The 22,355-nt window shown below is 57.9% G+C and carries 20 protein-coding genes; 17 read left to right on the top strand and 3 right to left on the bottom strand.

Translation table 11 applies throughout. From position 1 onward, the window contains the following. The first annotated feature begins 140 nt into the window (after positions 1-140). From lon to hemB, 12 genes are all read left to right on the top strand, one after another. Positions 141-2,477: an endopeptidase La gene (lon, locus tag PKO02S_RS21965; protein ID WP_127586198.1), complete on the top strand. Its 2,337-nt coding sequence runs from the start codon at positions 141-143 to the stop codon at positions 2,475-2,477. A gap of 24 nt (positions 2,478-2,501) precedes the next feature. After that, positions 2,502-3,140, top strand: coding sequence for a ribosome biogenesis GTP-binding protein YihA/YsxC (yihA, locus tag PKO02S_RS21960; RefSeq protein WP_127586196.1), 639 nt, complete (start codon positions 2,502-2,504; stop codon positions 3,138-3,140). Between the two features lie 220 nt (positions 3,141-3,360). Further along, positions 3,361-3,942, top strand: coding sequence for a non-ribosomal peptide synthetase module (locus PKO02S_RS21955; RefSeq protein WP_127586194.1), 582 nt, complete (start codon positions 3,361-3,363; stop codon positions 3,940-3,942). A gap of 160 nt (positions 3,943-4,102) precedes the next feature. Then, positions 4,103-4,684 carry a double zinc ribbon domain-containing protein gene (locus tag PKO02S_RS32515; RefSeq protein ID WP_164821600.1) on the top strand — a complete coding sequence of 194 codons (582 nt, stop codon included), beginning with the start codon at positions 4,103-4,105 and terminating at the stop codon, positions 4,682-4,684. A gap of 344 nt (positions 4,685-5,028) precedes the next feature. Continuing rightward, positions 5,029-5,430: an adenosylmethionine decarboxylase gene (gene speD, locus PKO02S_RS21945; RefSeq protein WP_127586192.1), complete on the top strand. Its 402-nt coding sequence runs from the start codon at positions 5,029-5,031 to the stop codon at positions 5,428-5,430. A gap of 147 nt (positions 5,431-5,577) precedes the next feature. Then, a complete protein-coding gene (locus PKO02S_RS21940) occupies positions 5,578-6,120 on the top strand; it encodes a hypothetical protein (protein WP_127586190.1) in 543 nt (180 codons plus the stop codon). 226 nt (positions 6,121-6,346) lie between these two features. Next, a complete protein-coding gene (gene hemA, locus PKO02S_RS21935) occupies positions 6,347-7,768 on the top strand; it encodes a glutamyl-tRNA reductase (protein WP_127586188.1) in 1,422 nt (473 codons plus the stop codon). Positions 7,769-7,795: 27 nt separating this feature from the next. Beyond that, positions 7,796-8,626, top strand: a complete 831-nt coding sequence (locus tag PKO02S_RS21930) for a cytochrome C assembly family protein (protein ID WP_127586186.1) — start codon at positions 7,796-7,798, stop codon at positions 8,624-8,626. Positions 8,627-8,665: 39 nt separating this feature from the next. Then, entirely contained in the window at positions 8,666-9,385 is a 720-nt protein-coding gene (locus PKO02S_RS21925) for a precorrin-2 dehydrogenase/sirohydrochlorin ferrochelatase family protein (RefSeq protein ID WP_164821599.1), read from the top strand. A gap of 39 nt (positions 9,386-9,424) precedes the next feature. Beyond that, positions 9,425-10,375, top strand: a complete 951-nt coding sequence (hemC, locus tag PKO02S_RS21920; RefSeq protein WP_127586182.1) for a hydroxymethylbilane synthase — start codon at positions 9,425-9,427, stop codon at positions 10,373-10,375. A gap of 6 nt (positions 10,376-10,381) precedes the next feature. Then, positions 10,382-11,926 (top strand): uroporphyrinogen-III C-methyltransferase, encoded by a 1,545-nt coding sequence (cobA, locus tag PKO02S_RS21915; protein ID WP_127586180.1) that lies wholly within the window; start codon positions 10,382-10,384, stop codon positions 11,924-11,926. 16 nt (positions 11,927-11,942) lie between these two features. Further along, positions 11,943-12,935, top strand: coding sequence for a porphobilinogen synthase (gene hemB / locus PKO02S_RS21910; protein ID WP_127586178.1), 993 nt, complete (start codon positions 11,943-11,945; stop codon positions 12,933-12,935). Positions 12,936-12,992: 57 nt separating this feature from the next. Here the strand turns inward: hemB and PKO02S_RS32510 are convergent, their stop codons facing one another. Beyond that, positions 12,993-13,157 carry a hypothetical protein gene (locus PKO02S_RS32510; RefSeq protein WP_164821598.1) on the bottom strand — a complete coding sequence of 55 codons (165 nt, stop codon included), beginning with the start codon at positions 13,155-13,157 and terminating at the stop codon, positions 12,993-12,995. A gap of 256 nt (positions 13,158-13,413) precedes the next feature. Between PKO02S_RS32510 and hemE the strand changes: the two genes are divergently transcribed. The 3 genes from hemE to hemG are packed head-to-tail and all read left to right on the top strand — an operon-like array spanning position 13,414 to position 16,913. Further along, positions 13,414-14,508: a uroporphyrinogen decarboxylase gene (gene hemE / locus PKO02S_RS21905; protein WP_127586176.1), complete on the top strand. Its 1,095-nt coding sequence runs from the start codon at positions 13,414-13,416 to the stop codon at positions 14,506-14,508. 3 nt (positions 14,509-14,511) lie between these two features. Continuing rightward, complete coding sequence (gene hemH / locus PKO02S_RS21900; RefSeq protein WP_127586174.1) at positions 14,512-15,450, top strand: ferrochelatase; 939 nt, start codon at positions 14,512-14,514, stop codon at positions 15,448-15,450. Next, positions 15,447-16,913, top strand: a complete 1,467-nt coding sequence (gene hemG, locus PKO02S_RS21895) for a protoporphyrinogen oxidase (protein WP_127586172.1) — start codon at positions 15,447-15,449, stop codon at positions 16,911-16,913. The genes hemH and hemG overlap by 4 nt, the downstream gene beginning before the upstream one ends. A 91-nt stretch (positions 16,914-17,004) precedes the next feature. On the opposite strand, the gene PKO02S_RS21890 is transcribed toward hemG, so the two are convergent. Beyond that, complete coding sequence (locus tag PKO02S_RS21890) at positions 17,005-17,673, bottom strand: Crp/Fnr family transcriptional regulator (protein ID WP_127586170.1); 669 nt, start codon at positions 17,671-17,673, stop codon at positions 17,005-17,007. Positions 17,674-17,762: 89 nt separating this feature from the next. Here PKO02S_RS21890 and hemL point away from each other — a divergent pair, with 89 nt between their 5' ends. Beyond that, positions 17,763-19,064, top strand: coding sequence for a glutamate-1-semialdehyde 2,1-aminomutase (gene hemL / locus PKO02S_RS21885; RefSeq protein ID WP_127586168.1), 1,302 nt, complete (start codon positions 17,763-17,765; stop codon positions 19,062-19,064). Between the two features lie 143 nt (positions 19,065-19,207). Here hemL and PKO02S_RS21880 read toward each other — a convergent pair whose 3' ends face one another. Beyond that, positions 19,208-20,797, bottom strand: a complete 1,590-nt coding sequence (locus PKO02S_RS21880; protein ID WP_127586166.1) for a phosphodiester glycosidase family protein — start codon at positions 20,795-20,797, stop codon at positions 19,208-19,210. Positions 20,798-21,057: 260 nt separating this feature from the next. Between PKO02S_RS21880 and PKO02S_RS21875 the strand changes: the two genes are divergently transcribed. Further along, positions 21,058-21,945: an RluA family pseudouridine synthase gene (locus PKO02S_RS21875; RefSeq protein ID WP_127586164.1), complete on the top strand. Its 888-nt coding sequence runs from the start codon at positions 21,058-21,060 to the stop codon at positions 21,943-21,945. Positions 21,946-22,355: the final 410 nt, after the last annotated feature.

The raw sequence follows: 22,355 nt of genomic DNA, 5'->3' as shown, positions 1-22,355 counted from the left end.
GTTTTGTCTGCAAGTTTGATAAAATGGTGACTACATCCAACAAACGGCTATCCCGCGCGCGGCGCGGAGTTGGCCGCCGGGCGTGCGCCGATTCCGGCGTATCGAACGAATGAGTGATACAGTCATAGGAGGTGCTGGGCATGGGACCGAATAAGCCAAAGGTGCGCAAGCTGCCTCTGCTGCCTCTGCGGGGATTGCTGGTTTATCCGAGCATGGTGCTGCATCTTGACGTAGGACGCGAGAAGTCCGTCAAGGCGCTCGACCAGGCGATGGTAGACGACAGCATGATTTTGCTGTGCTCCCAATCCGAGATCAACATTGAGGATCCGGCCAAGGACGACATCTATCGAGTCGGCACGATCGCGAAGGTCAGGCAGATGCTGAAGCTCCCGAACGGGACGATCCGAGTGCTGGTCGAAGGCATGATGCGGGCGGAGATCGTGGAGTTTCTGACGAATCCCGAGTATTACTTGGTCATGGCGAAGGAGCTGCCCGAACAGGAAACGAGCGATTCGGAGACGGATGCGCTGATGCGGACCGTGCTGAGCCAGTTCGAGCACTACATCAACTTGTCCAAGAAGGTGACGCCGGAGACGCTTGCCGCCGTTTCGGACATTGACGTGCCCGGCAGGCTGGCGGACGTAATTACGAGCCATCTGTCCTTGAAAATAAAAGACAAACAAGACATCCTGGAGACGGTCGACGTGCGCGATCGTCTGGAGAAGCTGCTGGCTTTCCTGAACAATGAGCGGGAAGTGCTGGAGCTGGAGCGCAAGATCAACCAGCGGGTCAAGAAGCAGATGGAGAAGACCCAGAAGGAATATTACCTGCGCGAGCAGATGAAGGCGATCCAGAAGGAGCTAGGCGAGAAAGAAGGCCGCGCGGGCGAAGCCGAGGAGCTGCGCGCCCAGATGGACGAGGCGGGGCTGCCGGAGAAAGTCCGCGAGAAGGTCGAGAAGGAAATCGACCGGCTCGAGAAGATGCCGGCCACTTCCGCCGAAGGCGCCGTCATCCGCAATTATCTCGACTGGCTGCTGGCGCTGCCTTGGTCGAAGCGAACAGAAGACGACTTGGACATCGCCAAGGCCGAGGAGATTCTCGAAGAAGACCACTATGGCCTCGAGAAGCCCAAGGAACGGGTGTTGGAATATTTGGCCGTTCAGAAGCTTGTCCAGAAGATGAAAGGGCCGATTCTGTGCCTCGTAGGGCCTCCCGGCGTCGGGAAAACTTCGATCGCCAGATCGATCGCCCGCTCGCTGGATCGCAAGTTCATCCGCATCTCCCTAGGCGGTGTGCGGGACGAAGCCGAAATTCGCGGCCATAGGCGCACCTATGTAGGGGCGATGCCGGGACGGATCGTGCAAGGACTCAAGAACGCCGGCAGCAACAACCCGGTTATGCTGCTCGACGAGATCGACAAAATGTCGATGGACTTCCGCGGAGATCCGGCGTCGGCGCTCCTCGAGGTGCTTGATCCGGAGCAAAACAGCACTTTTAGCGATCATTATATCGAGCTGCCGTTCGACCTGTCGCATGTCATGTTCGTCACGACCGCGAATGCGGCGCATAACATTCCGCGTCCGTTGCTCGACCGGATGGAGCTGCTGTACATTCCGGGCTATACCGAGCTCGAGAAGCTGCAGATTGCCAAGAAGTATTTGCTGCCTAAACAGATCAAGGAGCATGGGCTGACGGAAGAGCAGCTGCAGGTGGACGAAGAGACGCTCATGAAGGTCGTGCGCGAGTACACGCGCGAAGCGGGTGTCCGCAACCTGGAGCAGCAAATCGCCGCCCTCTGCCGCAAATCCGCTCGGGAGATCGTCTCGGGCAAGCAGACTTCGATTCACATTACGAACGGGAAGCTGGCTGACCTGCTGGGTCCTGCTAAATTCCGCGTGCACCTGGCGGAGGAGCAGGATCAGATCGGCTCGGTAACCGGCCTCGCTTGGACCGAAGTAGGCGGCGACACGCTGGTTATCGAGGTGACCGTTATGCCGGGGACCGGCAAGCTGACGCTGACCGGCAAGCTCGGCGACGTCATGAAGGAATCCGCTCAGGCGGCTTTCAGCTATACGCGCTCTCGGGCATCTCAGTTGAGCATTCCGGCCGATTTCCATGAGAAGAACGACATTCACATTCATATTCCGGAAGGCGCGATTCCGAAGGACGGCCCGTCCGCCGGCATTACGATGGCTACGGCTCTGATCTCGGCGCTGACGGAGATTCCGGTCACGAAGACGGTCGCGATGACCGGCGAAATTACGCTGCGCGGTCGAGTACTGCCGATCGGCGGATTGAAGGAAAAGACGCTCGCCGCTCATCGGGCCGGCATTCGCAAGATTTTGTTCCCGAAGGACAACGAGAAGGATTTGCAGGAAATTCCGGCGAGCGTGCGCGAGGAGCTGACGTTCGTCCCCGTATCCCATATGGACCAGGTGCTGGAGCATGCTTTAGTTACCCAGGTGCCGATGCTGTAGCGGGGAAGGGAGAGGAAGCCGGACATGAAAGTCAATCAAGCGGAGTTTGTCATCAGCGCAGTTGGCCCGAGCCAATACCCCGAGGACGGCTTGCCGGAGATCGCTCTGGTCGGCCGTTCCAATGTGGGCAAGTCGTCGCTCATCAACCGGATGATCAACCGCAAAAACTTGGCGCGGACAAGCTCGCAGCCGGGCAAAACGCAGACGCTTAATTTTTACCGCATTGAGTCGAAGCTTTATTTCGTCGATCTGCCGGGGTATGGGTATGCCAAAGTGTCCAAGACGAAGCGCGCGGAATGGGGTCGGTTCATCGAGAGCTACTTGATGGAGCGGGATCGGCTCAAGCTGATCATCCAGATCATCGACCTCCGGCATCCGCCTTCTGCGGACGACCGGGCGATGTACGAATGGCTGTCGCACTACGACATGCCCGTTATCGTGGTGACGACCAAAGCGGACAAAGTGCCCAAAGGCAAATGGCAGAAGCACGTGAAGATCATCAAGGAGGACCTCCAGCTGCGCAGCATGGACAAGACTGTGCTGTTCTCCGCTGAGCTAGGCATTGGCAAGGACGAGCTGTGGGCGATCATCGAGCAAGCGGCGGATCTGACAGAGAACGAGCCGGATTCGGAACAAGTGGAAAGCTCATCTAGTGAAGACTAGAGGAGCTTTTTTCTTTTTGCAGCATCAAATTTGTATAGAAAACCGTGAATATGTAAGCATATGCATTAAGATTTCATGTTTCTTTAGCGCTTCCGCGAGGAGACTGCCGATTTTTCTGAATTTTGCTTGTTTTCAGCGAAAAGTTAGCAGGAATATTCCCGAGCGATATAGTATAATAAATAAACGTAAGGGTTTCAAAACAAAGAATCGAGGGATTTTTATGGCTCAGCGGTTAGCGACGGAATATGTCAAAACCTGCCTGCATCTCACAGAAGCCGAAATGTTAAGTTTTCTCGAAATGCTGTACATGAACCAAGTCAACCCCCGGGTGAAGGTCACCGAGAACGGGAGTCAGGAGGTCGCGTTCCAAGACGAAGCAGGCGATGAAGTAAACCTCTCCTTCGAGAAGAGAAGCGGTTATTATGTATGTGAAGGATCGTGCCGCTTAAGCAATCCGAAGCTGGCGAACTTGATGCGCAAAGCCATTGCCGAGTTCAAGGGAGATGCGATAGTTAACCGGATTTACGCCACATTTACGATGAATTACGTATATAAGCGCGGTGCTGTCATGCTGATCACAGAGATCACGACGGAGCACCAGAAGATCGTCTTCGAGCACAAGGACACGCTCGGCCAGCTGGAGAAGCTGTTCCACCAGCGCCGCGTGGAGCAAGAGATTACGGCGGTGCTCGGTCAGATCGACGAGCTGCTCGACCAGCGCAACGCCGCACCGGAACAGAAGCAGGACATCGACGTCAGGCTGCAGTCGCTCGCCCATCAGTTGTTTACATTGGAAGCCTAATAGTATTAAATGTGCATACGTCAGTCACCGGGGGGTCGAGCGATCGGCCTCCTTTTTTCAGTTTCAAGCGGCACAATGCCAGTCTTCGGTCTTAAACCGGGGAACCGCTACGTATGGTATAAGGATCGCATTCCAAATCCAGCCTGGAGGTAATTAGCAGATGAACTTGATGCAACGATTAAGGTCGGGCGCGGCGAAGGCGGCCGACAAGGCGCAGCGCACCGTGGAAACGACGAAGCTGTCGGCGATGCTGGCACGCAAGCGCAAGGAATTGAATCAAAATTTCACATGGATCGGCTCGGCCGTCTATGAAGCATACAAGCTCGGAAATTTGTCCATCGCCGAAACCGAGATCTCGCGGCTATCGGAAGAGAACAAGAAGATTGAAGAGGCGATTGAGGCGCTGAGGATGCGCATCGTCCAGGTGAACGATCAACGGCTTTGCCTGTGCGGAAAAGTAGTCCCTTCGGAAGCCGCGTTCTGCCAGTCATGCGGAAGGAAGCTCGAACCTATCGAAGCGGAAGCCGCTGCCGCCAGTGCGTCGGCAAAGGACGAATCGGTGCTTGACGTGGAGTTCGAGGCATTCGACGACGTGGCGTCCGTGGACGAGAAGGACCCGCCAACATACGAGGGCACGGATGCGGAACGATGCATCGTGTGCGGAGATGAGCTGGGGGACAATCACGCCGTATGCCGCCGCTGCGGGACCGCCCAAGTGACGCCGAACGCCGAAGAGCGATAGGTTTTCCAGGTGCGCTTTTCGTCAAGGACAAGTTCCCATTCCTCTGGCGCGCTCATAAGTTGAGTACTGGGGCCAAAAAGGGCGGACGGCGCACAATTCCCCCGGTTGGGCCGCGGATTGTACGGTTATGTGAAGCACGAGCGATCCATTTTGCGGCTTAACAAAAAAAACTATTGCATTTCTGGGCGATAGATGTTATTTTTAGATTCGTTGAAAACAATATAGGAACCAGGATTCACTCAGGACATGTAATGTTGCGAGAGATTACTCCCTCGAGAAGTGAATGACGTAGGTCCTAGCGGATGAAATCCAACAATTTTATTCCTAGGAAGGGGGACCGAAAGATGGAATACTCTACTTTCGGAAGACACGTTGCTGTTGATACTTGGGGAGCAGACTTCGACAAGCTGAACAGCGCAGAATGGCTCCAGGCTCACATGGTGGAAGCTGCAGAAGTATGCGGGGCAACGGTATTGTCCGTTCAAGCCAAGCAGTTCGAACCGCAAGGTGCAACGGTTTTGGTATTACTGTCGGAAAGTCATATCTCGATTCACACGTATCCTGAGAAAGGATTCGCGGCATTGGATTGCTACACTTGCGGGGAAACCGTAGATCCGCAGGCGGCGATCGATTATCTCGTTTCCGTCCTGAAGCCTGAGAAGACATATGCCAAGAAGCTGATTCGCGGCGTAGGCGAAATGACTGTCGAAACGCCGGACATGAAGCTGGCGGTTGCGGCAAACTAACAAACGGAACGAACAGCTCTGAAGATTATATAAACTGCGGCAGCCATGGGATCCCATGGCTGCTTCTGTTTGTTCGACTAATTCGCCCCCGCGTCCCATACAAATAGGATGATGGACAGATCCTGGGACGGAAGGGGAAGAAGTCTTATGAAATTTCGTTCGCCGTTACGACCGGGGAAGGTAGCGGGTTTCGCCGTTATTGCCCTATTGATCGCATGGCCCTCCTGCAGCATCTGGAACAACTGGAGCGGGACGCAGCAGAAGCAGGATGCCTTCGACTTGTTGTACCAAGTGGCTTCGTTCCAAATGGAGCTGATGGCGACGGCGTTCACGGAAGGGGCGAAAGGGGCGGACACCGGGGAGCTGAACGAGCTGCAGCTTGCGGCCTACTCGGCCAATTTCACGCATGAACGGCTCGTGCAGGCGGAAGGCTCCGACAATCTGACGGAGCTGAAGTCGCTGCCGGAGCTTCTCAAGGTCATCCAGCGGCTGCAGATCGGTGGAGAACGGTCCCTCAAGGCGGATGAGAAGGAGCTGCTCGCCAAGGCGGACGCGCTGTTCAAGACGATGTTCGAATCGTACGGGAAGCTGTTGAATTCGAGCGGCAAACTGGTAAGCTCGGCGAACGACAAGCTGGCGAAAGCGGACGGTGAGCTGTACGCCCTTCTGCATAAAAAACTGCAGCCGTAACGGCTGCCCCTTCGGTATATGGGCCCAAGGCAAGGCGCATACTAGGGGAAGACTGGGAACCGCTTCAGAGCTCAAGAAGGAGGTCCTGAATCCGCCGTTCGGTTCATAATTTATTCATACTTTGCGGGTACGGGCCTTGTCGAACTGTGCTATAATGAGAGTTGAAATTTTGCCCGAATGGCTGCGTGCAGACCAGGGTTTACCATAGAAAGGCAGGTGATTAGCGATGCACATGATCGTTGTCGGATTGAATTATCGGACAGCCCCCGTAGAAATTCGGGAGAAGTTTGCTTTCGCCGAACAGGATTTGCCGGAAGCGTTGCGGCAGCTGCAGGCGACGAAGAGCATACTGGAATGTGTCATCGTAAGCACCTGCAACCGGACGGAAATTTACGCGGTTGTAGATCGATTGTACATGTGCGGGTACTATATCCGCAGCTACCTGGAGCGGTGGTTCGGCATTCCCCGCGAGTACATGAAGGACTACTTGTATATGTATGAAGACCAGCCGGTGATCGAGCATTTGTTCAAGGTCACATGCGGGCTTGACTCGATGGTGATCGGCGAGACGCAAATTCTCGGCCAAGTGCGCGACGCTTTCCTTCGTTCACAGGAGGAGAAGGCGACCGGCACGATTTTCAACCGGTTGTTCAAACAAGCGGTGACGCTCGGCAAACGCGCGCATGCGGAGACGGCGATCGGCGAAAATCCGGTGTCGGTCAGCTACGCGGCGGTTGAGCTCGGGAAACGAATTTTCGGCCACTTCCGCAGCAAGACGGTCATGATCGTAGGGGCCGGCAAGATGAGCGAGCTGACGCTCAAGCATCTCACCGGCCAAGGCGCGGACCGGCTGCTCGTCGTCAACCGGACGATGGCGAAGGCGGAGGAGCTGGCGGAGCGGATGCGAGGCACGGCCGTCCCGATGGAGCAGATGCTGGAGGCGATGAAGCAAGTCGACGTCGTTATCAGCTCAACCGGCTCGGCGGACTACGTGCTCGTGAAGCAGCAGATCCAGCGCGTCATGACGAGCCGCAAGTCGCGGCCGCTGTTCATGATCGATATCGCGGTTCCGCGCGACCTTGATCCTGAAATTTCGAAGGTGCCGAACGTGTACTTGTACGACATCGACGACTTGCAGCTGATCGTGGAGACGAACCTGAACGAGCGGCGCAAGGAGGCGGTCAAGATCGAAGCGATGATCCGGGAGGAGCTGGCCTCCTTCGACCAGTGGTTTAAGCTGCTGGGCGTCGGCCCGGTTATCCAGGCGCTTCAGGAGAAGGCCAACGACATTCATCGGGAGACGATGGACAACCTGATGCTGAAGCTGACCGATCTGGACGAACGCGAAGCGAAGGTGATCCGCAAGCTGACCAAGAGCATGATGAACCAGATGATGCGCGATCCGATCTTGCGGGTGAAGGAGCTGGCCGGCGAGCGGCACGGCGACCAAACGCTTGCACTGTTCACCGATCTGTTCGCGCTGGAGGCGCGAGTAGCCGATTTGAAGGCCGAAGCGGCCAAGCTGCAGGACGAGCTGAAGAAGGCCGGCGACGCCGCCAAGGAAGACCATGTGTTCTCCGGAGGCAAGCTGCAAGAGCGCTCCTCGAAGCTGAAATTGCCCGCGGGCGAAATGCTAGCCGGCTCCTAGGAGCGGCTACGAGGCGGGGAGCTGGCGATGGTGAACAATAACTGGATTTACGACATGATTCTTTATGCATATGCCCTGAGCCTGTTGTTTTACTTCTCCGCCGCCGTAGGGCCGAACCGGAGTGCAAAGCGCATGGGAACAGGGCTGCTTGCTTTTGTATGGCTGATGCAGACGGTGTTCCTTGGCTACCGGGCCTATGTGACGAATTATTTGCCCGTGCTGACGTTGTTCGAAACCGTCTTCTTGTTCGTTTGGCTGCTCGTGTTCGTCTCGCTGGTGATGAGCTGGCGGATGAAGGCGGATATGGTAGTGTTCGTGACGAATTTGGCCGGGTTCGGGATATTGGCGGTCAATCTGTTCAGCGACTCCGCCGTTCCGGCGAGCAGCGGGCAATGGGAAGCGCAGGACCATTTGCTGTTCATCCATATTACGCTCGCCATCGGCAGCTATGTGGCGTTTTTATTCGGCGCGATCTTCTCTATCATCTATCTGTATTTGCACAGGCAGTTGAAAGGGAAGGCGTGGTCCAAGCTGCTCACCCGGTTCCCGAGCCTGGATGTGGTGGAGTACTACACGTTCCGCGCGGTGCTGATCGGGGCGCCGCTCCTGATGCTGTCGCTCGTGCTCGGGCTTGTCAAGATCGGGCTGGAGGGCGAGCTCCGCTACATGCTTGATCCGAAGGTGCTCAGCTCGTTTATTTTGATTTTGGCCTATGTTTTCTATTTGGTGCAGCGAGCGGCTGGCAATCAGCCGGGCTACAAGCTGGCGAAGTGGAACTTGGCGGCGTTCGGCTTGCTCTTGCTGAACTATGTGGCGCTGAACTTTTTGTCCCGGTTTCATCAATGGGTTTGGATGTGACGGCGGATGAAACGGGATATAGGTGGTTATGACGTAGGAATGGAACGGACCGGGGAAAAGAAGGCCGCCGCCGCGATGCCGCTCCTCGTGCAGCTCGAGGGGCGGCGGTGTTTGGTCGTCGGCGGCGGGCGGGTCGCCGAGCGCAAGATTGCCGCGCTGCTGCCGACAGGCGCGCGCGTGACGGTTGTAAGTCCGGCGATCAGCGAGCGCATCGCCGGGTGGTTGGCCGCCGGCGAGCTCGCCGGGGCGGCGCTGCGGGGTTACGAGCCGAGCGACGGCGAGGACGCGTTCCTGGTCGTCGCGGCGACCGACCGCCCGGACGTGAACGCCCGCGTCTGCGAGGATGCCCGCGCGCGCGGGCAGCTCGTCAACGCGGCGGAGCGGCCGGAGCTCGGCAACGTGACGTGGCCGGCGGTGCTGCGCCGCGGACGGCTGACGGTGGCCGTCTCAACGGCTGGCGCGAGCCCGGCGGCAGCGGTCGCGATCCGCGACCGGATCGACGCGCTGCTGGGGGCGGAGGCGGAGCGGCTGCTCGAGTTCCTCGAGGCGTTCCGCCGAGAGGCGCTCGAGCGGGTGGCCGATGCGGAGCGGCGCGGGGCGCTGCTGCGGGAGCTGCTGAGCGGGGATGTATTTGCACGGCAGCAGACTGAGACTGGCGACGGCGAGGGCGACTCGGCTGTGAGCGGATTTGAAGCTTATGTCGCCCAGATGAGACGACGGTTGGAGCTGGCTGCTGCCGAGCGGCCTGAACAGGAATAGATTTCGGAATATAGAGATAGATTGCGAGGGGGACTACCCATGCGGAAGGTGATCGTAGGCACGCGCCAGAGCGCGCTGGCTTTGACGCAGACCGGACAAGTGATCGACCAGCTGAAGCAGGCGGCGGAGAAACATGGCATCGCCTGTGAATTTGAGATTAAGAAGATTGTGACGAAGGGCGATCGGATTCTGGACGTGACGTTGTCCAAGGTCGGCGGCAAAGGGCTGTTCGTCAAGGAGATCGAACAAGCTCTGCTGGACGGCGAGATCGACATGGCCGTGCATAGCATGAAGGATATGCCGTGGGAGCGGCAAGAAGGGCTTGTCATCGGCGCGACGCCGGAGCGGCAAGACCCTCGGGACTGCATCGTGACGCGCGGCGGCGTGAAGCTGGCCGAGCTGCCGCCAGGCGCCAAGCTCGGCACGAGCAGCCTGCGCCGGGCGGCGCAGATGAAGGCGTACCGGCCGGATCTCACGATCGAGTCGATCCGCGGCAACATCGACTCGAGGCTGCGCAAGCTCGAGACCGAGGGCTTCGATGCGATCATGCTGGCCGCCGCCGGGCTGCACCGGATGGGATGGAGCGATCGCATCACCGAATACGTGCCGGCCGACATCTGCGTGCCGGCTGTAGCCCAAGGCGCCCTCGGCATCGAATGCCGCGAGGGCGACGCCTTCATGATCGATCTGCTCGGCAAGATCGATCACATACCTACGGCGCTCGCGGTGCGCGTCGAGCGCCAGTTCCTGGGGCGCCTGAACGGGGGATGCCAGATCCCCCTGGGCGCCTACGCGGTCGTGCGCGGCTCGGAGCGCGCGCCGGACGGGTCGCCGCTCCTGGAGGCGACCGGGTTCGTCGGTTCGCCGGACGGCGGCGAGCGGCTCTTGGAGTACGGGCAAGGAAGCGACCCGGAGCGGCTGGGAGACGCGCTCGCGGAGAAGCTGCTGGAGCAGGGAGCGGAACGGATACTGGCACAACTGAGAGGATGAGGCGCCATGCAGCGGGGGAAAGTGTATTTGGTCGGAGCCGGTCCCGGAGATCCGAAGCTCATTACGGTTAGAGGCCTGGAAGCGATTGAACGCGCCGATGCGATCGTCTACGATCGGTTGGCGAACCCGAGGCTGCTGCGCCACGCGAAGCCGGGAGCGGAGCTACACTTTGTCGGCAAGCTTCCGGACAAGCATATGATGAAGCAGGAAGACATCAACAAGCTGCTGGTCGAGTTGGCCCGACAGGGCAAGGTGGTGACAAGGCTCAAGGGCGGCGATCCGAGCGTATTCGGCCGTGTAGGCGAGGAAGCCGAGGAGCTGGCCGACGCGGACATCCCGTTCGAGATTGTGCCGGGCATTACGTCCTCCATCGCCGTACCGGTCTATGCCGGCATTCCGGTCACGCATCGCGATTTCACGTCGTCGTTCGCGATCGTCACCGGCCACGAATACCCGAACAAGACGTATTCGGGCGTGCATTGGGACAAGCTGTCCACGGCCACGGGAACGTTGATCTTCCTGATGGGCGTGGCGAATATAGAGGCCATCTGCAGTCGGCTCATGGAGCACGGCAAACCTCCGGAAACGCCGGCCGCGGTCATTCGCATGGGCACTTGGATGGAGCAACAGACTCTGACAGGCACGGTGGCTACGATCGCCGAGCAGGTGAAGCTGAGCGGCATGCAGTCGCCGGCTATTATTATAGTGGGCGAGGTAGTGAAGCTGCGCGAGAAGCTCGCCTGGTTCGAGAAGCGGCCGCTGTTCGGCCGGCGTTATCTCGTCACGCGTGCCAGAGAACAGGCGAGCGAGCTCGTGAGAGGCATTGAGGAGTTGGGGGGCGAAGCGGTGGAATTCCCGGTCATCCGCTGCCAGCCTACTAGCGACCCGGAGCAGGTAGAGAGGCTCGATCAAACGATCCGAGAGCTTGGCGGCTTCGACTGGATCGTTTTCACGAGTGTGAACGGGGTAGATTATTTTTTCCGCCGGTTGATCGAGACTGGCGCCGATATCCGCAATCTGGGAGCCGCCCGTCTCGTTGCCGTCGGTCCGAAAACCCAAGAAGCGCTGCGTCTGCGCGGATTGACAACCGTGCCGCTTCCGTCCGCGTACAAGCAAGAAGGGATCGCCGACGCGCTGGAGCCGCTTGTCGAAGCCGGCCAGCGTGTCCTGCTGCCTACCGGCGACTTGGCGCGTGACGTGCTGCGCAAGCGGCTCGAAGCGCAAGGTTTGTCCGTGACGGAGGTAGACGCCTACGAGACGGTACAGGCGACGGAATTCGGCGAAGAAACGCTTGAGCAGCTGAGGGAAGGCGGCATCCATGTCGTGACGTTCACCAGCTCGTCGACCGTCATGAATTTGCTGCACGCGCTGAAGCAGCTGGGGGAGGAGCAGCCGATCGAGCTGCTGAACCGGCTGGAGCTCGTCTGCATTGGGCCTGTGACCGCACAGACGGCCGAAGAAGCCGGACTGCGCATCAGCCGCGTCGCTCCGGAAGCGACGATCGCCTCGCTGTTGGAAACGTTGCAGCAACCCGCGCCACTACAAGAATAGGAGTGATCCGTTACCTATGAGTTATCCGATCGTAAGGCACCGCAGACTGCGCGGCAGCCAGGCGATGCGCAATCTCGTGCGCGAAACCCGGCTGTCGATGCATGACTTTCTATACCCCTTATTCGTGACGGAAGGCACAGACGTCCGCAGCGAAATTCCTTCGATGCCCGGCGTGTTCCATCTGTCGCTGGATGTGCTCGAAGCCGAGATCCGCGAGATCGCCTCGCTTGGCATTCAAGGCGTGCTCCTGTTCGGAGTGCCCTCGCATAAGGACGAGATCGGCTCGGAGGCGTACGGCCACGAATCGATCGTCCAGCGGGCGACTCGCGCCATTAAAGGCTGGGCGCCTGAGCTGCTGGTCGTAGCCGACACATGCCTATGCCAATTCACGAGCCACGGCCATTGCGGCGTCGTAAAAAAGGATGAACGGACGAACAACGCCTATGTGGACAACGATTTGTCGCTCGAGCTGCTCGTGAAGACGGCGGTGTCCCAGGCGGAAGCGGGGGCCGATATCATCGCGCCGTCGAATATGATGGACGGGTATGTATTAGCGATACGCGCCGGTCTGGACGAAGCGGGATTCGAGCATGTGCCGATTATGGCGTATTCGGTCAAGTATGCGTCTTCGTTCTACGGCCCGTTCCGGGACGCCGCTCATTCCACGCCGCAGTTCGGCGACCGCAAGACGTATCAGATGGACCCGGCCAACGCGCGAGAAGCGATCCGCGAGGCGGAGTCGGATGTGCGCGAAGGAGCGGACATGCTGATGGTGAAGCCGGCGCTGGCGTATATGGACATCATTCGCGAGCTGAAGGACCAGTTCGATCTTCCGGTAGTCGCTTACAACGTAAGCGCGGAATATTCGATGATCAAGGCAGCGGCTGCTCAAGGCTGGATTGATGAACGCTCGATCGTCCTGGAGACGCTGCTCGGCTTCAAGCGGGCCGGGGCCGACATCGTCATCACCTACCATGCCAAGGACGCCGCGCGTTGGCTGCAAGGCTGATTCCAATCGTTATGTAGACCGTCTGCGGTATAATGCCACAGGCGGTTTTTGTCAACCTCAGGGATGAACGAACGACAGCACCAATCCGATCCCTACCGCGAGCAAGACCAATCCGAAAAACAAATAGCTGAATAAACGCACCGGCTTCGGCAATTGCGAAGGACTGATGCTGCGATCTGCTTCGTCATCCGCGTCCTCCTCGTGCAAAGGTTTGATGGGCATCGGAATCACTCTCCATATGTTGATAAGTAAAATGTATGCGCTTTCTTTACCTTATACGCAAGAACAAGCTAGAAAGTTTCGTCGCTTACAATATTTCCCTCGTTCACCTGCCAGTCTGATACACTTTGTCATGATTTTGTCGGATGTTGCCCATTCCCGTCGGTTGTTACACTGGTAGAATTCGGGCATAATGAGAGAAGAAACGCAGGGGAGTCCCATCCCAGCCCCTATCGGAACCGCAAGAGGAGGCCTCACAATGAGCTACAACGATTTGTTTATCCGCGCCTGCCGCAAGCAGGAGGTCGAACGTCTGCCTGTCTGGTACATGAGACAAGCGGGTCGCTATGATCCGGATTATCGCAAAATAAAAGAGAAATACACACTCCTTGAAATATGCAAGCAGCCGGATCTGGCCGCTGAAGTGACTCTGCAGCCGGTCCGCAAGCTCGGCATCGACGCCGCCATTTTATACTCCGATATTATGAACCCGGTCGCTTCACTTGGCATTGATTTTGATATTGTGAAAGATATCGGTCCTGTCATCCATAACCCGATCCGTTCGGCGGAAGACGTCCAGCGGCTGCGCCCGATCGATGTGGAAGGCGATTTGTCCCATGTGATCGAGACGATCCGCATCCTCGACCGCGAGCTGACGATTCCGCTTATTACGTTCGCCGGCGCGCCGTTTACGATCGCCAGTTATTTGATCGAAGGCCGCCCGTCCAAGAGCTACATCCGCACGAAGACGATGATGTATGGAGCGCCGGATGTCTGGTTCGCGCTGATGGACAAGCTGGGCGACATGGTGATTACCTACTTGAAGGCGCATATCGCTGCCGGGGCGAAAGCGGTCCAAGTGTTCGACAGCTGGGTCGGCTCCTTGGCGCCGAGGGATTTCGAGAAATATGTGCTGCCGACGATCAAACGGATTTTCCATGAGCTGCGAGACTACACGGAGCCGAAAATTTATTTCCCTGGCGTCAGCTCGGGCGAATTGCTGCCTTCGATCGCGTCCGTCGGACTCGAGGCCGATGTCATCGGTCTTGACTGGCGGGTGCCGATCGCCGAAGGCCGAAGCCGGCTGCAGCATCGTTATGCGGTGCAGGGCAATCTGGATCCGTACGTGCTGACCGCACCGACAGAAGTGATCGAAGCGCATGCCAAGCTGATTATTGACGAAGGCATTGCCGACCCGGGGTATGTGTTCAACTTGGGACACGGCTTGTTCCCGGAGGCATCGCTGGACAAGCTGAAGTCGCTGACCGCATTCATCCAACGTTATTCGTCGGAAGCTATCGCCTCCGCCAGCGACTCGCGCCGGCCTCAAGCGCTAGTGAAAGAGGGGAGATAGCCGATGCCAACTACGAACCGGACGATCGGTGTGCTCGTCATGTCGTACGGGACGCCGGAGAGTATGGATCAGATCGAAGCGTACTATACGCATATTCGCCGCGGCCATCCGCCGACACCCGAGCAGCTGCAAGAGTTGACGGATCGCTATGAGGCGATTGTAGGCGGTTTTTTCCCGCTGCGCGAAAATACGAACAAACAAGTTGCAGCTTTGGAAGAAGCATTGAACCAGGCGTATGCGGAGCAGGGGCTTTCGTTCAAATGCTACCAAGGGCTGAAGCATGCTTCCCCCTTTATCGAGGACGGTGTCCGTCAAATGGCGGAGGATGGCATCCGCGAGGCGGTAGGCATCGTGCTGGCGCCGCATTACTCGGTCATGAGCGTAGGCGGGTACATCAAACGCGCTCAGGAGGCCGTCGAAGGGCTGGACCTCACCCTGAGGTTTGTACGCAGCTATCATCTTCATCCGGAGCTCATTCAGGCGCTTAGCGAGCGGGTGACTTCCGCCTTGGAGCGATTTGAAGAGAGCGAGCGCTCCTCGGTGAGAGTTATTTTCTCCGCCCATAGCTTGCCTGCCAAAATACTGGAGATGAACGACCCTTACCCGGATCAAATGCTCGAAACCTCGCGCGCCATCGCGGAGCGGACCGGAATATCGAGCTGGCAGTTCGCTTGGCAGAGCGCCGGGCGGACGGCTACCCCTTGGCTCGGACCGGATATAATGGATGTGCTGGTAACGGCGCATCGCGAAGAAGGCGTGAAGCGGGTGCTAGTGTGCCCGATCGGCTTCGTCTCGGATCATCTCGAGGTGCTGTACGATATCGATATCGAGTGCCAGCACAAGGCGCGCGAGCTCGGCATGCAGCTGGAGCGTACGGAGTCGCTGAACACCGATCCGCTCTATATGAAGACGCTCAGCGACGTTATCGGGGCGCAGCTATGAAGCTCGTCATCGTCGGCGGCGGCATTACCGGGCTCAGCACGGCTTTCTACGCGCGGAAGTATTTGAAGGAAGCGGGGCTCGAGGCGGAAGTGCAGCTGTTGGAGAAAAGCGGCCGGCTGGGCGGTCGAATCGAGACTTTGCGCAAGGACGGGTTCGTCATTGAGAAAGGGCCGGATTCGTTTCTCGCCCGCAAGCTGCCGATCGTCGATCTGGCTCGGGAGCTCGGGATGGAGGAGGAGCTGACCGGCACGAACCCGCAGGCGAAGAAGACGTACATTCTGCACCGCGGCAAGCTGCATCGGATGCCGCAAGGGCTGGTGCTCGGCATCCCGACCGAATGGTCGCCGTTTCTGAAGACCGGGCTAATCTCATCGATGGGGAAAGCAAGAGCCGCGATGGATCTGATGCTGCCCAAGCGGACGGGAACGGAGGACGAGTCGCTGGGCGATTTCCTCGAGCGTCGGCTCGGTCGCGAAGTGCTCGAGCATATCGCGGAGCCGTTGCTGGCAGGGATCTATGCCGGGGACACGTACAGCCTCAGCTTGGCCGCGACGTTCCCGCAGTTCAGGCAAGTTGAGCTCAAGCACCGCAGTCTTATTCTCGGCATGATGGCGAGCCGCAAGGAAGGACAGGCGCTGCCCGGGCTGCCGGCGGCCGCCAAGAACAGCTTGTTCCTCACCTTCAAGGGAGGACTCGCTGCTCTGGTGGAGCGGCTGCAGCAGTCGCTGGCGGAAATCCCGGTCATCGGACGTGGCGTGACGGCGATCGAGCGGCAGCCCGAGGGTGCTGCAGAAGGCCGCTATTTGCTGCGTCTTGACGGCGGCGAGGCGGGGGACGAAAACCGGCTGCAAGCGGACGCGATCGTGCTGACGCTGCCTGCACCGGCTGCCGGACGGCTGCTGCCTGGCATTGCTGAGGCGGAGCATCTGCGGCAGATGAAATACGTGTCGGTCGCCAACGTTATTATGGCGTTCAATGCGGGCGATATCGAGAAACATCTCGATGGATCCGGCTTCGTCATTCCGCGCAAGGAAGGAACGACGATCACCGCCTGCACTTGGACCTCGTCCAAGTGGCTGCATACGGCTCCGCCCGGCAAAGTGCTGATGCGCTGCTATGTCGGCCGCTCGGGCCAAGAGGATTGGACGGGGTGGAGCGACGAAGAGCTTAAGCGGCGGGTGCTGCACGACTTGCGCCGCCTGCATGGGATCGAGGCGGAGCCGTTGTTCGCGGAAATTACGAGGCTGCCTCATTCGATGCCCCAGTATCCGGTCGGGCATTTGCAGGCCTTACGACAATTCCGCGAGCGGATGTCTGCGGAGCTGCCGGGCATCTGGGCGGTCGGCGGCGGTTTCGAAGGAGTAGGGTTGCCTGATTGCATTCGTCAGGGTCGAGACGCCGCCAGGCAGGCGGTGGACGACCTGCTGGCCCGAAGAGCTGGCGAGCCAATTCCAGCCCTGTGAAAAGACGCCTCCAAACCCATCGTCGAAGTGGGAGTGGAAGCGTCCTTTTTCATACAAGCTGGTAAGATTCGGAGATGTCGATTACAATGAACTAGGATGATTGCCGGAGTCTGTCCAAGTGCAAGGTGAAATCGGTAGAGCCTAGCGAGACGATCTGCCGGTCCGTCAAGTCGCGCATCACTTGCAGCAATACATTTTTTTGCACGCCGGCCATTTGCGAGATTTCATCGTAATTGAGCGGATGGCGGACGACGATCTGAGTGCCGTTGCGCGTCCCGTTTTTGTTCGCGAGCATGATCAGATTCTTAATTACTCGGGAGCGCGCGTCGAGGAACGTCAAGTCGTACACATGCTGGTTCGTGTCCCGCAGCCGCTGGCTGAGCTCCTGCATGATGCCGAGCGTAATCTCGAAGTTGTTCTTCATCAAGTCCATGAACGCTTCGGCCGTAATCGAGATGAGGATCGTATCCTCCACCGCCTGGGCGGTTGCCGAGCGGGGTTTGCCGTCGATCAGCGACAGCTCGCCGAAGCTGTCCCCGGTTTTGAATAGCGAGAGCATTTTCTCTTCGCCGGAGCTGTTGGCCGTGAATATTTTGATTGCGCCCATGAACACGATGTAGAAGATGGTTCCCGGCTCTTTTTCCCGAAACAATATGGTACCCGACCGTACACCCTTTTTCTGAGAGATCCCGGCTATTATTTTCAGTTGGTCTTGGTTGAGTTTTGAAAAAAGAGGAACCTGGCTTAGAAATTCTATCATGCTACACCCTCATCACCTTAATCAATATGCCACATATTTTACCATACTTATTTGCAAACTTAAATAAACAGACGAGGAGTTAACGAAAAATGGACAATTGGAAAAAGCGGGCGGACGAGAAGTCGAAGGCGGCTTTCGAAGCGGCGAAAAAGGTCATTCCCGGCGGCGTCAACAGCCCGGTGCGCGCATTCAAGTCGGTCGGCTTGACGCCGGCGTTCATCGAACGCGGGGAAGGCTCCCGCATCTACGACATCGACGGCAATTCCTTCCTCGACTACGTTGGCTCTTGGGGTCCGCTCATTGCAGGGCATGCGCATCCGGAAGTTGTGGAAGCGATCAAACGCGTCGCCGAACGCGGAACAAGCTTCGGCGCGCCGACGCTGATCGAGACCGAGATGGCCGAGCTCGTCTGCGAGCGGGTCCCTTCCGTCGAGGTTGTCCGGATGGTTAACTCCGGCACGGAGGCGACGATGAGCGCGCTCCGTCTGGCGCGCGGCTATACGGGCCGCAGCAAAATCTTGAAGTTCGAAGGCTGCTATCACGGCCATGCCGATTCGCTCTTGATCAAGGCCGGCTCCGGCGTCGCCACATTGGGGCTGCCCGACAGCCCAGGGGTGCCGGAAGGGGTAGCCGTCAATACAATTACAGTGCCTTATAACGACATTGAATCCGTTCGTTTCGCCTTCTCCAAATTCGGCGAAGAGATCGCCGCAGTTATCGTCGAGCCGATCGCCGGCAATATGGGCGTCGTGCCTCCGCTGCCGGGTTTCCTCCAGGGGCTGAGGGACATCACGTCGCAGTACGGCACCGTCCTCATCTTCGACGAGGTTATGACGGGCTTCCGCGTCGACTACCATTGCGCCCAGGGACGCTTCGGCATTACGCCGGACATGACCTGCCTCGGCAAGGTCATCGGCGGGGGGCTGCCGGTCGGCGCCTATGGCGGCAAACGCGAGATCATGGAGCGGATGGCGCCAAGCGGCCCGATCTATCAGGCGGGCACGCTCTCGGGCAATCCGCTGGCCATGATCGCCGGCTACACGACGCTGCAGCTGCTCGCCCGCCCCGGCGTGTACGAGGAGCTAGAGCGCAAGTCGGCGCGGCTTGAGGCCGGCTTCGAGGCGAATGCCCGCGAGCTTGGCATTCCGAGCACGATCAACCGGGTCGGCTCGATGGTATGTCCGTTCTTCACCGAGACGCCGGTCATCGACTACGAGACGGCGAAGTCTTCCGATCTGAAGCGGTTCGGGCAATACTTCGGCAACATGCTCGACCTCGGCGTCAGCATCGCGCCTTCGCAATTCGAAGGCATGTTCGTCTCCACCGCGCATAGCGACGAAGACATTGAGCAGACGATTGCGGCGCATCATGAGGCACTGAAGCGTCTGTAGGGATCTCCAGTGGGAAATATATGAATCATCCAATATAATTGGATTCAAAACGTTATCGAAGGAAATAAGCCAAAGGCCGATCAACCCATTTAAGGGTGTTCGGCCTTTGGCTTTTCTTCATGCTTCACCGTTTATGTAAATGGTTAATTAGTCTTAGGCGGTGTAGCGGTGTTCGTGCCCGTCGTGCCCGTCGTACCGGTCGTGCTCGGTGAGCCGGTCGGCTGGTTGGTACCGGCAGGCGCTCCGCCTGTAGAGGAAGGCGTCACCGACGGTTTAGGTGTAGCTGTAGCGGTGCCGGACCCGGAAGGAGTCGGAGACGGAGATCCCGTCCCGCTCGTTCCGCCGCCGGTGCCCGGAGTTGGCGAACCTCCTCCTGTGCCGCCGGGAGTAGGGCTTACCGAAGGCTTCGGCGTTCCCGTTCCCGACGGTGTAGGCGTCGGCGCCGGACTGACCGTCCCCCCTCCGCCTGCATTCCCAGGCGTGGTCGATGGCTTCGGCGTAGTAGGCGATTGGCTTGGCGTTGGCGTCGGAGACGGCGTATGCGACGTCTGCGGCGTTTCCGATGGCGTGACCGAAGGCTTCGGCGTCGGGTTCAGCAGCGCCCTGCGCTTCAGCTCCTCCTGCTCCCGAAGGAAGTCCGGATGGTCGAACGCCCCGCCGGCGTTGATCTTCGTGATGCCGTCCCAGACGCGGTCCGCTTTGTAAGAGTCCGGTTCATCAAGCACGAGGAAGCCGGATGGCAGTCGGCGTTCGCCGTAGCGGCTGGAAGGATTCGTCACGACCTCGTGATTGATGACGAGCTCGGTCGAGGCGCCGCCGTCCATCATGCCGGCGTTGATCGCGCCTTCGGCCAGCAGGATGTCCTGGACTTCCTTCAAGGTTGCGCCTAAACTTGTAGCCGAACGTCCGTCGATCGCCAGGAAGATGATCGTTCCGTCCGCCTTTTGTCCGACAGCGGTGCGTGGAGCGCGTCCCCAGCCGCCATCGCCATTAAGATTGGTCGCACCGCCATTAGCAACGAGACGCGGCGCGAGAAACGATACCGCTTCTTTCGCATTCAGCATACGCAGCTCGTTCAGACTATACATCCCGACGAGCAGTGTGCCTTCCTCGGTAATCCCGATAATGTTCTGCTGCGTATCGTCATCCGTATCCGTATAGATCGGCTGATAGTCGGACATAATAAGGCCGATTGGGGCAAATCCGTTGCCCAGGCCGTCCGGGTCGATGAAGCCGCCGCCGTTGATGCCGGCAACCGCTCCGATTCGCTTCGACATCGAGCTGATGCGCTCGCCCTCCCCGGCTTTGTGGGGGGTCACGACTCGAATCGTGGTCGGATCGTAAACCTCAATCAGCTTGCCTTTCCAAAACTTGCCATTCACTTCCTTGACCGAGCTGATCAGCTCATCCGCATTCCGTTTCTTGCGGGCTTCATGATTAATCATTGCATTGTCCTGCTTCTCGACGGCAGAGGAAGTCGTCAATTCATGCGACAAACGAACCATATCGTCCCGACGCGCGGAGCCAACGAAGATCCAGGCCCAATCGCGATGCTGCGTCGTAATGACCGTCTCGGCAAGAAACTCCCGAATGCTGAGGCCTAGCGGCGTCAAATATAAAAAACTTGAAGTCAGAAAAATCAAGAGCGTAAACACGGAAAGCCCCTTTTTCAACCAACTCCAAGAACCAATCCATCTTCTAGTCTGACTGAGCAGCTGTACAGCCGTACTCAAATCCCATCTCTCCCTTCAATAATTCAACCTACATCATATCATAGAATCGTTTCAATTTGGACGGAAATGTTGTTACAATAGTGGAAATATGTTCACTCCGGGAGTCAAGTAAACTCCGGCAAGGAAGCAGGCGATTCTAGCAAAATGAAAGCTTATTATTTCTTCGATTTTTCCTGGCAGCTGATTGCGATCCTGCTCGTATTCATGGCTTTGCTGGCGGCTTTGGTGCTGTATACGGGACTTAGGAGGCGCCGCGGCAGATGACCCGCTCCTATGAACGCCGAGGGGAGTGGCTGATGACCCGACTCCCCATAGACGTCGACAAAGAGCAAGAAGTTTCAAACGTGTTGAGGAACATGCTGGGCCTCACCGAAAAAGAAGCAATCCGTTTGCAAAGAACCGGAGGCGTGCAGGCAGGAGGAGGCAGGCTAAGCGTGAAGCTGTTTCCTGATGAGCCGGCCGGATTTTCCTCAGATTGGATCCCGATCGATATCCTATACGAGGATGATTTCTGTCTAGTAGCGTCCAAACCGGCTGGAATGCCCGTACATCCGACTGAACCGGGACAGAGAGGGACGCTCGCGAACGCGGTCGCCGCCTACTACGAATCAACGGGGCAAGCTTGCGCCGTCCGTCATATTCATCGGCTGGATGCGGATACGACCGGACCGGTCCTGTATGCCAAAAATAGCTATGCCCAATGGAGACTGGACGAAGCGATGCGGGAAAAAGCGATCGGACGCGTCTACTTGGCGGTCGTTCAAGGGGTGCCCAAGCGTACCTCCGGAACAATCAACGAGCCGATCGGCAGAGACCGCCATCATCCTACCAGAAGACGAGTGTCTGCTAGAGGCGAACATGCCGTCACGCACTATGAAACGGTAAGCCTCTTCGAGCAGGCGGCTTTGCTGCGCATTCGGCTGGAAACCGGGCGAACGCATCAAATTCGCGTCCATATGAGTCATCTCGGCCATCCGCTGCTCGGCGACAGCCTTTACGGGGGCCAGGTGTCGGCGGGCTCCATCGGCCGGCAGGCGCTTCACGGGGAGTCGCTTTCTTTTCATCACCCCTTTACGAAGGAAGCGATAGAAGTCCTTTGTCCCCTCCCGGAGGACTATGAAAATGTGTTGCAACAGCTCGGTTCATAACAAGTACTCGCAGACTTATGCTTGGAGTGGTGCAAGTCGGGATTTCACTAACTGTACTAGAAGAAATAACGGGGTCAGTGTGGACCATAGCAAGGCGTACGGCTATGAGGAAGGATGGAACTTTCCACAGTTGATCGTGATGCCTAACGATTAAGTTAGCAAATTGACATTAAACACAGACTAGTGGGAGCGCTTGATGATCGACTCGAATCGCTTATCATGCTGGCATCACACGGCATGGCGCCGATCCTGGAGCCCTAGTAAAGTCCCATCGTTTGGCGACCTACTGAGGAGAGTACCAGGACAGAATGAGTTAGGATGAGCAAAAAAAGTGAAATTTCCGATAGAGATAATGCTGCTGATTCGAAATACTTCTACATTGAAAGTATTCGCCTTGAAACATAGAATTT

It is taken from the genome of Paenibacillus koleovorans NBRC 103111 (assembly GCF_004000845.1).
GTDB classification, from domain to species: Bacteria; Bacillota; Bacilli; order Paenibacillales; family NBRC-103111; genus Paenibacillus_AA; species Paenibacillus_AA koleovorans.
The sequence above is the reverse complement of the archived record's forward strand: the minus strand, read 5'-3'. Positions and strand labels throughout refer to the sequence as shown.

Coding starts and splice junctions, on each gene's coding strand:
- PKO02S_RS21955 (WP_127586194.1), top strand. CDS start 3,361: ATGGCTCAGCGGTTAGCGACGGAATATGTCAAAACCTGCCTGCATCTC.
- cobA (WP_127586180.1), top strand. CDS start 10,382: ATGCAGCGGGGGAAAGTGTATTTGGTCGGAGCCGGTCCCGGAGATCCG.
- hemE (WP_127586176.1), top strand. CDS start 13,414: ATGAGCTACAACGATTTGTTTATCCGCGCCTGCCGCAAGCAGGAGGTC.
- hemC (WP_127586182.1), top strand. CDS start 9,425: ATGCGGAAGGTGATCGTAGGCACGCGCCAGAGCGCGCTGGCTTTGACG.
- PKO02S_RS21890 (WP_127586170.1), bottom strand. CDS start 17,673: ATGATAGAATTTCTAAGCCAGGTTCCTCTTTTTTCAAAACTCAACCAA.
- hemA (WP_127586188.1), top strand. CDS start 6,347: ATGCACATGATCGTTGTCGGATTGAATTATCGGACAGCCCCCGTAGAA.
- speD (WP_127586192.1), top strand. CDS start 5,029: ATGGAATACTCTACTTTCGGAAGACACGTTGCTGTTGATACTTGGGGA.
- yihA (WP_127586196.1), top strand. CDS start 2,502: ATGAAAGTCAATCAAGCGGAGTTTGTCATCAGCGCAGTTGGCCCGAGC.
- PKO02S_RS21940 (WP_127586190.1), top strand. CDS start 5,578: ATGAAATTTCGTTCGCCGTTACGACCGGGGAAGGTAGCGGGTTTCGCC.
- PKO02S_RS32510 (WP_164821598.1), bottom strand. CDS start 13,157: ATGCCCATCAAACCTTTGCACGAGGAGGACGCGGATGACGAAGCAGAT.
- hemG (WP_127586172.1), top strand. CDS start 15,447: ATGAAGCTCGTCATCGTCGGCGGCGGCATTACCGGGCTCAGCACGGCT.
- hemB (WP_127586178.1), top strand. CDS start 11,943: ATGAGTTATCCGATCGTAAGGCACCGCAGACTGCGCGGCAGCCAGGCG.
- hemH (WP_127586174.1), top strand. CDS start 14,512: ATGCCAACTACGAACCGGACGATCGGTGTGCTCGTCATGTCGTACGGG.
- PKO02S_RS21930 (WP_127586186.1), top strand. CDS start 7,796: ATGGTGAACAATAACTGGATTTACGACATGATTCTTTATGCATATGCC.
- PKO02S_RS21925 (WP_164821599.1), top strand. CDS start 8,666: ATGGAACGGACCGGGGAAAAGAAGGCCGCCGCCGCGATGCCGCTCCTC.
- PKO02S_RS21875 (WP_127586164.1), top strand. CDS start 21,058: ATGACCCGCTCCTATGAACGCCGAGGGGAGTGGCTGATGACCCGACTC.
- hemL (WP_127586168.1), top strand. CDS start 17,763: ATGGACAATTGGAAAAAGCGGGCGGACGAGAAGTCGAAGGCGGCTTTC.
- lon (WP_127586198.1), top strand. CDS start 141: ATGGGACCGAATAAGCCAAAGGTGCGCAAGCTGCCTCTGCTGCCTCTG.
- PKO02S_RS32515 (WP_164821600.1), top strand. CDS start 4,103: ATGAACTTGATGCAACGATTAAGGTCGGGCGCGGCGAAGGCGGCCGAC.